At 52.1% G+C, this 13,481-nt stretch carries 13 protein-coding genes and 1 pseudogene; 6 read left to right on the forward strand and 8 right to left on the reverse strand.

Translation table 11 applies throughout. The annotated features are described in order from the left end of the window. Window positions 1-276 precede the first annotated feature (276 nt). Window positions 277-527, forward strand: a pseudogene (locus BLP79_RS19980) (integrase core domain-containing protein); the annotation flags it as partial. A 49-nt stretch (window positions 528-576) separates the two neighbouring features. On the opposite strand, the gene BLP79_RS11990 reads toward BLP79_RS19980, so the two are convergent. After that, a complete protein-coding gene (locus BLP79_RS11990; RefSeq protein ID WP_090219287.1) occupies window positions 577-1,041 on the reverse strand; it encodes an Lrp/AsnC family transcriptional regulator in 465 nt (154 codons plus the stop codon). Window positions 1,042-1,157: 116 nt separating this feature from the next. On the opposite strand from BLP79_RS11990, the gene BLP79_RS11995 reads away from it, so the two are divergent. The 4 genes from BLP79_RS11995 to BLP79_RS12010 all read left to right on the forward strand — a co-directional run bounded on the left by BLP79_RS11995 (window position 1,158) and on the right by BLP79_RS12010 (window position 4,735). Then, the gene (locus BLP79_RS11995; RefSeq protein WP_232716479.1) at window positions 1,158-2,075 is read left to right on the forward strand and encodes a DMT family transporter; all 918 of its coding nucleotides are present in this window, start codon (window positions 1,158-1,160) and stop codon (window positions 2,073-2,075) included. Between the two features lie 12 nt (window positions 2,076-2,087). Continuing rightward, a complete protein-coding gene (locus BLP79_RS12000; protein WP_090219289.1) occupies window positions 2,088-3,269 on the forward strand; it encodes an amino acid aminotransferase in 1,182 nt (393 codons plus the stop codon). A gap of 179 nt (window positions 3,270-3,448) precedes the next feature. Continuing rightward, window positions 3,449-4,033: a TetR/AcrR family transcriptional regulator gene (locus BLP79_RS12005; RefSeq protein ID WP_090219534.1), complete on the forward strand. Its 585-nt coding sequence runs from the start codon at window positions 3,449-3,451 to the stop codon at window positions 4,031-4,033. Between the two features lie 135 nt (window positions 4,034-4,168). Further along, window positions 4,169-4,735, forward strand: a complete 567-nt coding sequence (locus BLP79_RS12010; RefSeq protein WP_090219290.1) for a carboxymuconolactone decarboxylase family protein — start codon at window positions 4,169-4,171, stop codon at window positions 4,733-4,735. 637 nt (window positions 4,736-5,372) lie between these two features. Here BLP79_RS12010 and BLP79_RS12015 read toward each other — a convergent pair. Further along, the gene (locus BLP79_RS12015; protein WP_090219293.1) at window positions 5,373-5,924 is read right to left on the reverse strand and encodes a carboxymuconolactone decarboxylase family protein; all 552 of its coding nucleotides are present in this window, start codon (window positions 5,922-5,924) and stop codon (window positions 5,373-5,375) included. Between the two features lie 96 nt (window positions 5,925-6,020). On the opposite strand from BLP79_RS12015, the gene BLP79_RS12020 reads away from it, so the two are divergent. Next, window positions 6,021-6,599, forward strand: coding sequence for a TetR/AcrR family transcriptional regulator (locus BLP79_RS12020; protein WP_090219294.1), 579 nt, complete (start codon window positions 6,021-6,023; stop codon window positions 6,597-6,599). A 315-nt stretch (window positions 6,600-6,914) separates the two neighbouring features. On the opposite strand, the gene BLP79_RS12025 is transcribed toward BLP79_RS12020, so the two are convergent. The 6 genes from BLP79_RS12025 to BLP79_RS12050 form a co-directional block, all read right to left on the reverse strand. Further along, entirely contained in the window at window positions 6,915-7,976 is a 1,062-nt protein-coding gene (locus BLP79_RS12025) for a glycerol dehydrogenase (protein ID WP_090219296.1), read from the reverse strand. 2 nt (window positions 7,977-7,978) lie between these two features. Further along, on the reverse strand, window positions 7,979-8,767 hold the full coding sequence (locus BLP79_RS12030) for an SDR family NAD(P)-dependent oxidoreductase (protein ID WP_232716476.1): 789 nt from the start codon (window positions 8,765-8,767) through the stop codon (window positions 7,979-7,981). Window positions 8,768-8,806: 39 nt separating this feature from the next. Continuing rightward, on the reverse strand, window positions 8,807-10,384 hold the full coding sequence (locus BLP79_RS12035; RefSeq protein ID WP_090219298.1) for an ABC transporter permease: 1,578 nt from the start codon (window positions 10,382-10,384) through the stop codon (window positions 8,807-8,809). Further along, window positions 10,384-11,418 carry a quaternary amine ABC transporter ATP-binding protein gene (locus BLP79_RS12040; RefSeq protein WP_090219300.1) on the reverse strand — a complete coding sequence of 345 codons (1,035 nt, stop codon included), beginning with the start codon at window positions 11,416-11,418 and terminating at the stop codon, window positions 10,384-10,386. Before BLP79_RS12040 ends, BLP79_RS12035 begins: the two co-directional genes overlap by 1 nt. 81 nt (window positions 11,419-11,499) lie before the next feature. Then, a complete protein-coding gene (locus BLP79_RS12045) occupies window positions 11,500-12,456 on the reverse strand; it encodes an ABC transporter substrate-binding protein (RefSeq protein ID WP_232716474.1) in 957 nt (318 codons plus the stop codon). Window positions 12,457-12,628: 172 nt separating this feature from the next. Next, window positions 12,629-13,396 carry an IclR family transcriptional regulator gene (locus BLP79_RS12050; protein ID WP_090219302.1) on the reverse strand — a complete coding sequence of 256 codons (768 nt, stop codon included), beginning with the start codon at window positions 13,394-13,396 and terminating at the stop codon, window positions 12,629-12,631. Window positions 13,397-13,481: the final 85 nt, after the last annotated feature.

The raw sequence follows: 13,481 nt of genomic DNA on the forward strand, positions 1-13,481 counted from the left end.
AAATCTCGTTGCCCCCAAGCGGCTTCCGTGTGTGACGCCAGCCAGTTTGGTAGATCACATACTAAATTCATAGGCATATTTCTGTTTTGTTTGATCGGACTATCGAAAGTTTTGATCAAATGGAGAAAAACTGACAGCCTGCCCCACAGATACTCGAAACAGGGGGATAAGATTAGATTTAGATACTCATGGCGTATGATCTTAGCACTCGCAATCGCATCCACAGCGGTTTTATCTGCGGGCGTGTGTTTAGGAAACGCAGGGACAGGAATGGCAAACAAGCCAAGACTGCTGAGCGAGAACTGCTCCAGCTACGTCTTAAGCGGATTGGCGGAATGGTTGCGAGACAACGGTACGAAGTACGTGCCCTGTGCGCCGGATCACCCCGGGCACAAGGAAAGATTGAGCGTTGGCATCAAACCTTGAGGATCCGCATCTTGCTGGAAAACTCCTTCTTGCCGGGTGACCTTGAAGCCCAGATTGAAGCCTTCGTCGATCACGACAATCATCAGCATGGTCAACGTTCCTGACACGCGTGCAGTTTTCAATCCTTAAAGTAAAGGGCTTCTGAGAGTTTCACGACAGACCTGGTTGCGGCAACATCATTGACCGTTTCACCGTGCCATATGCAAAACTGGTATCAATTGATGCGATGCCAGGGATGCAATGTAAGCTTTCTCTAACAAACCGTTCGTAATCCGCAAGGTCCCGGGTCAGCACCCGAAGAATGTAATCGTCACTTCCGGTGACGACATAGCAGTCCAGTATTCGGTCAATATCACGGATTTTGGCCTCAAAGGCCTGCACCGCTGGGCCCGTATGTTCAGATAGGCGGATTTGAACGAAAACCGTAATGGGCAGGCCAAACGCCTTTTCGTCAACAATGGCAGCATACCCCTTGATCACGCCAGATGCCTCAAGCGCGCGGGTGCGCCGCAAGCAGGGAGATGGCGACAGGTTTACGGCCTCGGCCAAATCCTGATTTGTGAGTCGGCCATTTTCCTGTAGCAACTTAATGATTTTAAGGTCTATTTTGTCCATATTTTCACTATCCGTGGCATTTATAGCTAATTTATTAGCTTAAAAGGCAATTATTAGCAACCAAACACCTTAAGAAACCCGCTACTCCTGCGTCATCTTAAACTGGACCAGATGTCATGGATTTAGCGACCTATTCCACACCCACTTCATCCCCATCGTTTTTCAATAACCGAGATGCGATCGTCGGTTTTTTCGCGATGGGGGTTACCCTTTGCATTTGGGCAGGGTTTGCCTTGTCGACACGCGCAACAGAAAGCGCTCATCTTGAAGTCGTGGATGTTGCGTTCATTCGCGCCAGCGTGCCTGCGCTCATCCTTTGCCCCTTTCTATGGCTACGCCGGGAAAAACTGCTATCTCTTCCGAAACGATATGCGGCGACCATCGCGCTTGGGGGGGGAGCGCCCTTTTTCGCTCTGGCTGCAATTGGCGGCGGATTTACCTCGGCAACCCATGTGGGCGCGTTGATTGCGGGCACTGTACCCGTGACTGTGGCACTGTTGATGTGGGCAGGGCTTGGCCAACGCCCCACGACGCGCGAAGCCAGCGCCCTATTGACAATCACTTTCGGTGCTCTGCTGCTGATTGTTGCATCGGGAGCCAGCGTCAGCAATCTGGCATTGGGCGTGGGCAGTCTATTGATAGCCAGCCTTGCCTGGGCAGCATATACGATAGGCCTGCGCAGCTCTGGGCTCGATCCGCTGACGGCCGGAGCCCTCGTGTCGGTGCCATCAGCAGTAGTTTTGTTACCCATAATCGCGACGGGCGCGGTGCCAACCACGCTCTTCACAAGCCCCGCAAGCGAGTTGATGAGTTTTATACTCGTGCAAGGAATCGGCGTAGGCCTTGTGGCAAGCCTGACCTACGCCTCAGCAATACGGCTGATTGGCGCAAACAAATGCGCTGCGATTGGAGCCGGTGCGCCGGCACTTACGTCGGTTCTGGCTTGGCCGATCCTTGGTGAAGCGCTCAGCATTCCCATTTTTGTAGCCGTCGGCATCATCTGCGCTGGTATTTGGCGCGCCAACAAATCTTAGGAGCGTCTTACAATGTTGCACCTCTTACCCACCCTGCTCCCCGATCCGATCTGGGGACTTACTGCGGAATTTCAGGCCGACCCACGCCCAGAAAAGCTAGATCTTATTGTCGGTGTCTATCGCGATGAGAACGGCCAGACCCCTACATTGGACGTCGTTAAAGCGGCCGAGTGCCAACTGGCAGAAACGGCGGCTACCAAAGCCTATCGCCCTTTGGCTGGCAACGCGTCTTTCAACGCATCAATGACGCGGCTGCTACTTGGCGATACGTCGACCGAACTTGAAAGAGCCGCGACAATTCAAACCGTTGGTGGCACAGGCGCGCTTCGGCTTCTGGGCGACTTCATCAAGCTTGCGCAACCCGCTGCAACGATTTGGACAACCGATCCCGGATACATCAATCATCGCCCGATTTTTGAAACCTCCGGATTGCGCGTCCGCGATTACCCTTGGCGCCAGAGCGCAGAAGGTATCGATGTCGATCTGATCTTCCATTGCCTTGCGGACGCCCGGCCCGGTGACGTCTTGTTGATCCACGGCTGCTGTCACAATCCATCGGGCATCGACCCAAGTGCCGAGGACTGGACCGAGATCGCCGCGTTTTGCGCCAAGCGCGAACTGGTTCCGTTGGTGGATATTGCATATCAGGGCTTTGGTGATGGGTTGAGCGAAGATACGGCTGGCCTACACCGTCTCGTCGAGACTCTGCCTCTGGTGCTCTGTTCGGCGAGTTGTTCGAAAAACATGGGGCTTTACTGTGATCGCCTTGGGGTGGCGATGGTCGTGGCACCTGAGGAGCGCGCGATTGCGAAAACGATGCGCAATCTGGAAAATCTAGGACGTACAAATTACTCCATGCCGCCAGAACATTCAGCGGCGGTGGCAAATCTAGTCTTCAATGCGAAAGCACAGTGGGTCGCCGAACTGGACGCAATTCGTAATCGTGTATCTTACTTACGTAAGGAACTTTGCGACACGCTGGAACGCCAAGGCGCACCTGCTTCGTTTCAAGCATTACGACGACATAAGGGGATGTTTTCCTTGCTCCCCCTGAGCCCCACGCAGATGCAACGACTGCGCTCGGAATATGGTATCTACGGCAGTGACACCGGCCGCGTGAATATTGCCGGATTGCGCGCTGCCGATCTGTCAATGGCTGCCACAGCAATTGCGGACGTAGCAGCACGACCTTGAGGACTTGAAGTAATTGTCAAGCGGACGTTTGCTGCTGGCAGCGAAAAGTCCGCTTCGTCCCTGGCCCCGCCGTTCGAAGGTGATCAGCAGTTGCACGTGCGGCGAGAGGCTAACCTGAGACCATTCTCGGGCTCTGTATGGGGCTTGTCTTTTTGTGTCTGCGCATCCATATATTTCACATGACTCGTTCCGGCCGACCACGTTCATTTGATGAAGACACCGCCTTAAAGGCGGCTATGCGTGCATTTTGGGTGGGTGGCTATGCCGGAACAACGTACAACGACCTAGAAAAAGAAACCGGTCTAAGGCGGCAAAGTCTGACCTACGCATTCGGCGATAAGCCGGACCTCTTTCGCCGTGCCTTGTCGCATTATATTGACGAACGGGTCGCCCGTGCAGCGGAACTGCTTTCCAAAGAGACTTCCTTCCTTGAGAACTTGCGATACCTCCTAGACGCTTGGGAAGCGGACGCAACTTCAGGTTCTGGACGTGGTTGTTTCCTAGTGCGCTCCACCGCAGAGTTAGGGCCGGACGCTTACATGGCGCAAGAACTACAACGTGGCGACAATATCTTACTAAATGCATTGACAGATGCCTTCCGTCGGGCGGAAGAGCATGAAGGCCTTGTATTGAAGGCGTCCCCAGAAGCCTTGGCGCGTCTCGTTATTTCTGTTGGAAATGGTGCTATGGTGCAGGCTGTTGCTAGACAAGACACCCAAGTGTCGCGCACAGCCCACGATGCGCTATTCTCTCTTATAAGTTAAGGATTTTCATTTTGGCAGTGATTGCATTTATTCGTCTGGCCCAATTTATGAATGCATATACATAATTCATCACTCGCATTGCGAGATGAATACTCTCCCCCTCACTTCAACACGGAAAAGACATAGGAGAAAAACATGTCGACCTTTCCACTACACTCGATCGAAACAGCACCGGATGCAGCAAAACCACTGCTTCAAAAGGCGGTGAAAGACTATGGCATGCTTCCGGGTTTGTATCAGGTCATGGCCTCTTCGCCCGAGCTACTTGAAAGCTACTTCAAGCTACATGAACTTTTCGAGCGTTCTGCTTTGTCTGTGGCTGAGCGGAACGTTGTCTGGTTGGCCATTAACGTCGAACACTCCTGCCACTATTGCGTGCCCGCGCACACGGCGATCGCCATAATGCAGGGCGTCGATGACACGACAATCTCTGCCTTACGCGAAGAGCGCCCGTTGGCTGATCCACGCCTAGAAGCGTTGCGCAAATTCACGCTGATTCTGGTCCGTGAGCGTGGCAACGCTCCCCAGAAAGATGTCGATGATTTCCTTGCTGCCGGGTTTGAACATCGCGCGATCTTGGACATTCTGGTCGGTCTGGCGCAGAAAGTGCTGTCAAACTACACAAACCACCTAGCAGAAACGCCGATCGACAAACCGTTCTTACCCCACGCCTGGGAAAAGGCTGAGGTCACGACAGCATAAACATAAAACTTGAAGGCAACTGGTCTTATGGTTTCTCATTGAGACCAGTTGCACCGCTCCGGTCCACAAGTTGTTTTTCAGGGCGTGAGGGCGATCCTAACTGGGGTAGGTTACGCACTTCAAGCTGCGCAGCGTGCTGGCAGGCTTTTGTCAAACGCCTCAGCATAGATCGCTTTATCGACAGCAAAATCAGAAATTTCAGTCAAGAAAACAATGTATTGTCCGATATGTTCAAAGCCCAATCCGGCTTCGAAACGGATAGTTTCTGTATTGCTCAAAGATTAGCATATGATGCTCTTACCCCGGCTCGCGTAATTCGTCGGTTGCGGAGTTCAGGTCCAACTGCCCGGCAACAAGCTAAAGGTTATTGACCACGGCCGTATGAGAATAGGTAGTGATGGCAGCAGGAGCCTCACCATGCGTTTCCAACGTAGGTCCTGTTCCCTTTAAGCTTTGGCGAAGGTTTTCAGATGCTCCAGGTGAGCCGATCGAGTTGCTTGGCGCGCAGTTGAACAATTTGGCTTATCTTTACATATGATTGCAAAAAACATGGGCAATTTTCCTTGGATTGATCGAGAATACAAGGAGCGGCGAGCCACCTCAGGCTGGCCCGCCAACAGCCTTACTCGACGGCTCTTTACTTGCGTGTCCACGCGAAAGGCTTGACCGGCTCATCCAGCGGGGTTTCTGCGACGTGGTTAATGTAGTTTGACATTACCTTCTGCGCGAGACCAAGAATGACATCCAAAACAGCTTGATGACCGTAACCTGCCTCAAAGAAGGCTGCCATCTCAGCGTCAGTGACATTGCCGCGACCTCGCAACATGGCAAGTGTGAACGTACGAAGTGCTTCCAGTTTGGAAGACGGAAGAGGTGTTTCGTCCCGAAGGGCATTGATGATGTCATCAGACACCTTCATGCGTTTAGCAATGCCAGTGTGCGCCGGAACGCAGTAATGACATTCATGTTCGACGTTGATGGTTTGCCAGACGACGGTCATTTCATCTGCGTCAAACGCTGTTTCGGTAAAGAGTTTGTGGAGGACCTGATAGCCTTCCAGCACCTGAGGGCTTTCGGACATCACTTTGTGCAGGCCAGGCAAGCGACCGAACGCTTTTTGAGAGTTTTCCAACAGAGGCTTGGAAGCTTCCGGCGCGGTTTCGAGGTCGTGAGAAGGGAAAGTTGTCATTGGTTTTCCTTTTTTGCAGTGATTTGCTCATTTAGCCCTTTCTTGAGCAATCGTTCAAGATTATATTTAAGCAATCACTCAAATATAAGTCACCCGATGCCTAGAACCGCCCAATTTGATCGAAATGACATTGTCGCCCGCGCCCTGAGCCTGTTTTGGGAACGCGGCTGGGCCGGCACATCCATGAAGGATATTGAGCGTGTGCTTGGAATTCGACCTGGCAGTTTCTATGCTGCCTTTGGTTCCAAAGAAGCGCTCTACATTGAGACTCTTGATCTATATGCAGAACGCGGTGCCGCTCGTCTTCGAGGCCTGGCAAATGATTTGGGACCACTTGGAGCTCTGAAGGCGCATGTTTTGAGTTTTGCGAAACGTGAAACAACCGATCATGCCAAAGCCTGCATGCTGGTCAAAACGCTGCTTGAAGTCCAAGGGCTACAGGAAACTCTCGCAGACAAGGCGCACGCGCTTTTGGATCAGATGGAAAAGCAGTTTGAAGCCCTGTTTAATGCGGCACAGGACGGCAATGAAATTGCAGCCCATCATGACCCGATCCGTCTCGCACGGCGGTATCAATCAGATCTGATCGGATTGCGCGCGTCCCGGGAACGCAGAAGCGTTGATATTGAATCCCTAGCCAAAGAGATAGCAGCAGAGTTGGACGCCTTAACCTAGCTAGATGGCATCGCCCCCTCTGTAGCAAAGGATCGATACGAAATATTCAGGTGAGAAGACAGACAGGAACAAGGGCCGGATCATCGACCCAAAATAGCCATTTTCCTCAACCAAATATGGTCAAGCATATTCGTATTGATTGTCCGTGTGTTGTCCCTTGGCTTTCATATGGGATCGCTTCGGGAATGTCCGCGCCATTCTCTTTCTCCTTGCGTCCGGCTTGGCTGACTTGATCATGTCGAGCATGGCTGATCTGGCTTGGCTGAAACGCAATCAACCGCTACAAACTTGCTTTTCGACTACTCTCAGCCTCACTTATGGCACCAAGGTTTTGAGTGCTTTCAGCAGTTTTCCTTCCTCAAGGTTAAAGGGCAGATTTCTAATAGGTGAGCCTTCACGCATTACCAGCTGCGCCAACATATAAAGATCAGGATCTGCGATCCCTATGTCAGAAAAGTGCTTTGGAAGGCCCACGTCGTCAAAGAAAGGCAAGAGGCTCTCAAGCATGCCATGATCTTCTTCAAGCGCGAGCTGGAACAAAACGCCCAATGCGACACGTTCTCCGTGCTGACTTGAATGGTCAAGTGTGCTGCGTGAGATCGCTGCATCAAGGGCATGGGCACCAGCCACGCCAGTGTTTTCAACCCCAACACCACTCAGAAACACATTTGCTTCCACAACACGCTCAACCGCTTCGGTGACATTACCCTCGGAGGCCGCCAAAACCGCATCTTTGCCAAATTCAAGAATTGTATCATGACATGAACGCGCCAGCGTGATTGCGACATCCGAGATTTTCCCGCCTCGAAAATTTGACCGACCGATAGCGTGGCACGCACGCGCCTCAATCCAAGTTGAAAGAGCATCGCCCATACCAGCGACCAAAAACCGCACCGGTGCTTTTGCAATGACTTCAGTGTCAACGAGCACTGTTGCGGGGCTGCAGTTGAATTTCATGACCCCGATATGAGTGTGATCTTCGCTGTATTCGACGGCTATGGATGTCACAGGCCCGTCTGTCGAAGCCAGTGTCGGCACAGAGATAAACGGGCAACCGAGCTCAGCAGCGACAGCCTTACCTGTGTCCAGGGCTTTACCTCCTCCGAGGGCGATAACAAGTTTGGCCTGCGCCTTTCGCGCGCTCTGGGCCAATCTGTCAATTTCAGAGCGACAGCATTCACCACCGAAGGTTTCCCATTGATGAGCAATCCCAGATGATTTGAGACTGTCAGAGACTCGCCCCTCGAAGCTTTTCCGAACAAAATCGTCTGCAAAGACAAGGGCGCTGTCTGCCAAATCAAAAGCGGCCTGACCAATGCGGTCAATCGCGCCAACACCTTGAATATATTTGGCGGGGAGTCCTAGAATGCGATCCATTTTCAACCTCCCATCACAGAGGTCAAACCTCCGTCGACAGTCAAAACATGCCCATTCACAAAACTTGACGCATCTGATGACAGGAAGATTGCTGCGCCCACAAGTTCTTCTAACTGCCCCCAACGCGCAGCAGGGGTGCGCGCCATGAGCCAGGCTTCGTGATCGGGATCATCTTTGATCGCTTGTGTGAGTTCCGTTAGGAAATAGCCCGGAGCAATACCATTGATTTGGATATTATCCCCTGCCAGTTCATCGCACATCGACGCTGTCATCATGGCAGCCGCCGCTTTTGAGCCAGAATAAGCTACAGCCCCTTTCCGCCCAAGTTTTGAAAGCGCGGAACAGATGTTGATGATCTTCCCCGCTTTGCGCTTTTGCATGTGAACAGAGACGGCCCGGCTGGTTAAAAAGAGCCCTTCAGCGTTTGATCCCATGACAGTGCGGAACGCATCTGCTGAAATATCAGCCATGCGCCCACGCACATTGGTGCCCGCGTTGTTGATGAGAACATCAATTGGACCCTCAGCTTCGATGGATGCAACCGCTGTTTCCAGAGCATTCGCATCGGAGACATCAAATGCCGCGATTTCAACAGCAATTCCTGCTTCTGCAAGCTTTGCCTTGGCTGACTCCAGTTTGTCTTGGTTACGGCCATTTAGGATCACATGCGCCCCCGCCGCGCCAAGCCCATGGGCCAGCGCAAAGCCAATCCCGCTCCCAGCCCCCGTTATCAAAACCCTTCGGCCGGTTACATCAAATAATTTCACGGGGTCGGTAAAAGAAAGTCCCACAAACATATTCCATTATTTAGAGAGAAGCTTGATTGCTCGTTATTTTTTGCCAGAAAACGCCCCCTGCACGATCCGATCAATCGTTATGGCGCAAAAGAGGATCGCAAATCCACCCAGTAGACCTGGACCTTTGGCGGCATATTGCAGAGCTTCGAGGATGGATTTTCCGAGACCACCACCGCCGATGAGCGAGATTATCACCACCATGGACAAACACATCAGGATGGTTTGGTTCACCCCAGCCATGATCGACGGGAGAGCCAGAGGGATTTCAACGTCTTTCAACAACTGGCGCTTATTTGCGCCGAAGGCTTCCGCCGCCTCTTTGATGTTCTCCGGCACACCGCGTATTCCGAGAGCGGTAAGACGGATGACTGGCGGCATGCCGAAGATAATTGTTGCAAGGATGCCCGGCGGGTTACCAGTGCCGAAGAATGCAATGATTGGGATCAGGTAAACAAAGGCAGGTAGCGTCTGCATCAAATCCAAGATCGGTTCTGAAAAGGCGTAGGCGCGTGGTGACTTACCAAACCAGATGCCCAAAGGAATGCCAAAGAGAACGCAGATCACCACTGCTGCGCCAACCAGTGCGACGGTTTCCATGCTGACTTCCCAAAAGCCCAGCAGAGCAAGGTAGGTCATCGCGGCGACCACAAAGATTGCCACACGTGGCCCCGCTGCACGCCATGCCGCCACGACGATGACCAACATAACAACGGGCCAAGGGGTGCCCACTAATCCAGTTGTCAGGACATCAAGAACCCAGCGCACGGCTGCCACGATTGAATCAAAAGCTCCAGACCAAGTCGAGGCAGCAGTATCGATCTGAGCCTCTAGAAACGTTGCAATACTTGAGTAAAGAGAACGGTCCGCCGGAAATTCATCCATCGCGCCTTGCGGGAACAAGCCAAGACTATCGATCAACGTGGGCAACGTGAAATGGATAACCGTCAGCGGCACTACCAAGACAAGCAGCGTTACACCAAGAACCGCGTTTCGAGGTTTGATCCCACTTTCGGTTTTCGCCGGTCGAACCCGCCAATCTTCATATTGATGTTCATAGATGTTGTTCGCAAAGAAACCTTGCCAGAGCCTGATCAAAATCAAGAAGATCAAACCTGTCAACAGGATCGTCGTGCTTTCGGCAGCAGCCGCAGCAGCCAAACCTTGGCTGCGTTCTGCCGCATTTGTCATGTTTTCCGCGAGTTTTTCAAAACGTGCGGCGTCTCCACCATTGGTAGCGGCTTCAATAGCGCGCTGACGAAATCCTTCGGCGCGTGCCAACTGGCTTTCTGCCTGCCGCAACATGTCACCACCAAGCTCACCCCAGGCACCGCGGCCTATCTGAACCCATGCCAAGATTTCCAGTAACAGACCGGACCAAAAGAGTCCCCAGATGCCTCGTGTTGCAGACCAGATCGGCCCCAGTAGAGCAGCCGCCGTGTTGAAAGTACGTGGGAACCAGCCAGTTGCCTCGTGAACCTTGGCAAAACTGCGGATGTAGTATTCAGGGTTACTTCCGACAAATTCAGAAATCGAGGCATTGAGTTCCTCATGATCGGTTTGAATGTCGCTCGCCGCAACAACCTTTGTTTCGGGTTTCACTGCGTCCAACATTATTCTGCGCTCCCCTGAATGCCTTTAAGCAGGCGCGATTTACTAATGACGCCGACATCCTGTCCGTCGTTCTGAATGACGATTGGCAAATTAGTGTCGACAGAAAGGCTAATGAGATGGTCCAGATCATCGTCGGTTCTGGCTCTTTTGGCGCCATCAGTGCTGCCATCAAACTCTGCAAGCGACGTCATGATATTATGCGCCTGCACCAGTTTCAGTTTGGAGATACCTTGAGCAAACTCACGCACGTAATCGTCAACCGGGTTGGCAACAATCTCATGCGGAGTACCGATCTGGACAACCACGCCGTCTTTCATGATCGCAATACGATCCCCGATGCGAATAGCCTCATCAAGATCGTGCGTAATAAACAGTGTTGTCTTTTTCAGCTGCGCAACAAGCGCTTTAAATTGATCTTGAAGCTGCAGTCGAATAAGCGGATCCAGTGCCGAAAATGGCTCGTCCATCAACAGCACCTCTGGATCAGCTGCCAATGCGCGCGCAATCCCCACGCGCTGCTGCATACCGCCAGAAAGCTCGCGTGGAAGACGATCCTTGTAACCAGTCAAATTCACAAGCCCCAGAGCATGGTCAGAAATCGCCCAGCGGCGTGACTTAGGAATTTGCCGGATTTCCAGAGGGTATGCCACGTTGTCCCGCACTGATTTATGCGGGAGCAGCGCCATGTGCTGGAACACCATTCCAATCTGTTCGGCGCGCATCCGACGCAGCTCTGACGCGGTCATCGCATTGACGTTTTGCCCCAAGACTTCGATCTCTCCGGCAGTCGGTTCGATCAAACGATTGATATGGCGCACAAGGGTGGATTTGCCTGATCCGGACAGGCCCATAATGCAAAAAATCTCCCCACGATTGACGGAGAAAGTGGCGTCTTGAACGCCCACGACGCATTGAAACTCTTCTAACACCTCAGGCTTTGTTAGGCCGCGCGCATGGATTGCCTTCATGGCTTCGTCACTGCGCTGTCCGAAGACCTTCCAGACATTACGTAATTCCACGACGGTTTCGCTCATCGCGTTTCTCCCAAGGTGTCGTCTTTATGAAAAACTGAATGAAAACTCAGAGCCGCCCGATCGGACGGCCCTGAAGTGGAATCAGTTGGCGAGCCAATCCAAAACGCGCTCTTCGTTCGCCGCGACCCAAGATTTTGCAAAGTCAGCAGGCTCGATGCCTTTGATCGCAATCTCATAGGTCATTGCGGAAACCGTATCAGGATCTAGGTCAACGCCCTTTAGCAAGCCCGCAACAGCAGGATAGCTCTCTTCAAGCGAAGCGGAGAAATAAGGATACAGATAAGCCGATGGCCAGTGTACATCCGCCGATGATACTTCCAGCCAGTTAGGATCGTCTGTTGGCTGAGTGACATTCCAGCGCTCAGGATCATGTGGCGGCTCTTCCAGTGGCGTTACGTCATAGAGGGTCCACATGTAATGAGGGGTGTAGCAGACCCCGATCCAACCTTTGCCGGATTCAACCGCCGCATCCAGATTGGCGTAGGCCAGCGTGTCGTCCAGTTCCTGCAGTTCAAGTGTTTCGGCGTAACCGTAAGACTGCGCGCGAATGCGTTCAATATTGGTAGAAGCCCAGCCTGTTGCACCAATCCAGATCTCACCTTTGCCGTCACCATCATTGTCAAACAGCGCAGCCACTGAAGGGTCGGTCAAATCATCTATGGAGGTAATGCCGTTTTCTTCGGCAAACTTAGTGGGCACACACATTGCTGTGAAGGCTTCAACGCCATCACCGCCACCACGAATGACAGACTTCTTACCTTCCACATAGGTGTCATGAAGGTTTTGCTGGTTCGGCATCCAGACTTCGGGGTGGATATGCATAGAGCCCGTATCCATAGCCTCGAAAATGATGGGGTTGGTGCCGTTCTGGATTTCGACCTCCAGGCCCAAGTTATCCTCGATCACGACTTTCAGAATGTTGCCAACAGCATTCACCGACGGCCAACTGGGAAGACCGATAACGATGTCCGCCGCCATCGCGTTAGACGCAACACCCAGTGCAACTGTCGTCGATAGGCAGAGTGCTTTGAATTTCATTTTACAGTTCTCCATCTCTGTTGCTTTTCATTTTATGATTTTTATTTTTCACATTATACAACAAAGCGGGGCGCATTCTGATTGTCAATAGATTTGCGCTTGGGCAAGAAAAAAGGGTCTGCGTTCAGCACAGACCCACATCAAATTATGATGAATTTTTGACCTATTTAAATCAGCTTAACAATCGCCCGAACCGAGCAGATATCTCAGCCGCGGCATCCATTAACTTTGGAGCAAGGGCAACAAGCCCCTCCGCTGAGACGTAATGCGTTGGCGACCAAAGGCTAATAGCCGCCAGAATCCGGTCATCATAGTCAAGTATTGGCGCTGCAATACCGCGAATCTGCCAAAATTCCTCACGGTTGGAAAAGGCATAGCCCTGCTTGCGAACAACGCCCACCTCATCGCGCAGAGCATCCTCATCGGTGATTGTGCTCTCGGTAAACTTTTCAAGTTTCGCCGCCTCGTAATACGCAGCCTGCTCAGTGTCGGTCATATAGGCGAGAAAAACTTTACCGGCAGCGGTACAGTGCAGCTCTGATTGCCCACCAACCTTAATAGCAAATTTATAAGGCTTTGGGATATGCGTACGAATAAAGGTTATATTCGCGTCACTTAAAACGGAAACCGCTACATTGAAACCAGTCGCGCCACTCAATGACGCCAGATCCTGATCCTCTATCAAGTTAAGATCTGTCTTTTGCCAGGCCGCGCGCGCCCAACTGATCAGCTTAGGCCCCACTGAATAAAGCTTTTCGCGTTCATCAAATTGCACAAGACCCTGACCGACCAAAATCGACAAGATGCGGTAAACAGAACTTTTACTCAGACCGCTAGCCTTCATGATTTCCAATTGATTCATTTTGTTGGGCGCCTGCGCAAGCAAATCAACAACGCGCACACTCTTCTCAACAATTGAACTTTGAACGTCCCTTACCATGCCACTCTCCACCTCTTGCCCAACCGCGTTATGCCCGAGCGCACACCAACGCAAGAGCACCGCGCCAACACAAGGTACACCTCAC

Origin of the sequence: Epibacterium ulvae (genome assembly GCF_900102795.1) — a bacterium.
In the GTDB taxonomy this organism is placed as follows: Bacteria; Pseudomonadota; Alphaproteobacteria; order Rhodobacterales; family Rhodobacteraceae; genus Epibacterium; species Epibacterium ulvae.

What these genes read in the sequence shown, in the direction of transcription:
- BLP79_RS12020 (WP_090219294.1), top strand. Translation starts at nt 6,021, where the DNA reads ATGCCTAGAACCGCCCAATTTGATCGAAATGACATTGTCGCCCGCGCC.
- BLP79_RS11990 (WP_090219287.1), bottom strand. Translation starts at nt 1,041, where the DNA reads ATGGACAAAATAGACCTTAAAATCATTAAGTTGCTACAGGAAAATGGC.
- BLP79_RS12040 (WP_090219300.1), bottom strand. Translation starts at nt 11,418, where the DNA reads ATGAGCGAAACCGTCGTGGAATTACGTAATGTCTGGAAGGTCTTCGGA.
- BLP79_RS12050 (WP_090219302.1), bottom strand. Translation starts at nt 13,396, where the DNA reads ATGGTAAGGGACGTTCAAAGTTCAATTGTTGAGAAGAGTGTGCGCGTT.
- BLP79_RS11995 (WP_232716479.1), top strand. Translation starts at nt 1,158, where the DNA reads ATGGATTTAGCGACCTATTCCACACCCACTTCATCCCCATCGTTTTTC.
- BLP79_RS12025 (WP_090219296.1), bottom strand. Translation starts at nt 7,976, where the DNA reads ATGGATCGCATTCTAGGACTCCCCGCCAAATATATTCAAGGTGTTGGC.
- BLP79_RS12035 (WP_090219298.1), bottom strand. Translation starts at nt 10,384, where the DNA reads ATGTTGGACGCAGTGAAACCCGAAACAAAGGTTGTTGCGGCGAGCGAC.
- BLP79_RS12015 (WP_090219293.1), bottom strand. Translation starts at nt 5,924, where the DNA reads ATGACAACTTTCCCTTCTCACGACCTCGAAACCGCGCCGGAAGCTTCC.
- BLP79_RS12010 (WP_090219290.1), top strand. Translation starts at nt 4,169, where the DNA reads ATGTCGACCTTTCCACTACACTCGATCGAAACAGCACCGGATGCAGCA.
- BLP79_RS12000 (WP_090219289.1), top strand. Translation starts at nt 2,088, where the DNA reads ATGTTGCACCTCTTACCCACCCTGCTCCCCGATCCGATCTGGGGACTT.
- BLP79_RS12045 (WP_232716474.1), bottom strand. Translation starts at nt 12,456, where the DNA reads ATGAAATTCAAAGCACTCTGCCTATCGACGACAGTTGCACTGGGTGTT.
- BLP79_RS12005 (WP_090219534.1), top strand. Translation starts at nt 3,449, where the DNA reads ATGACTCGTTCCGGCCGACCACGTTCATTTGATGAAGACACCGCCTTA.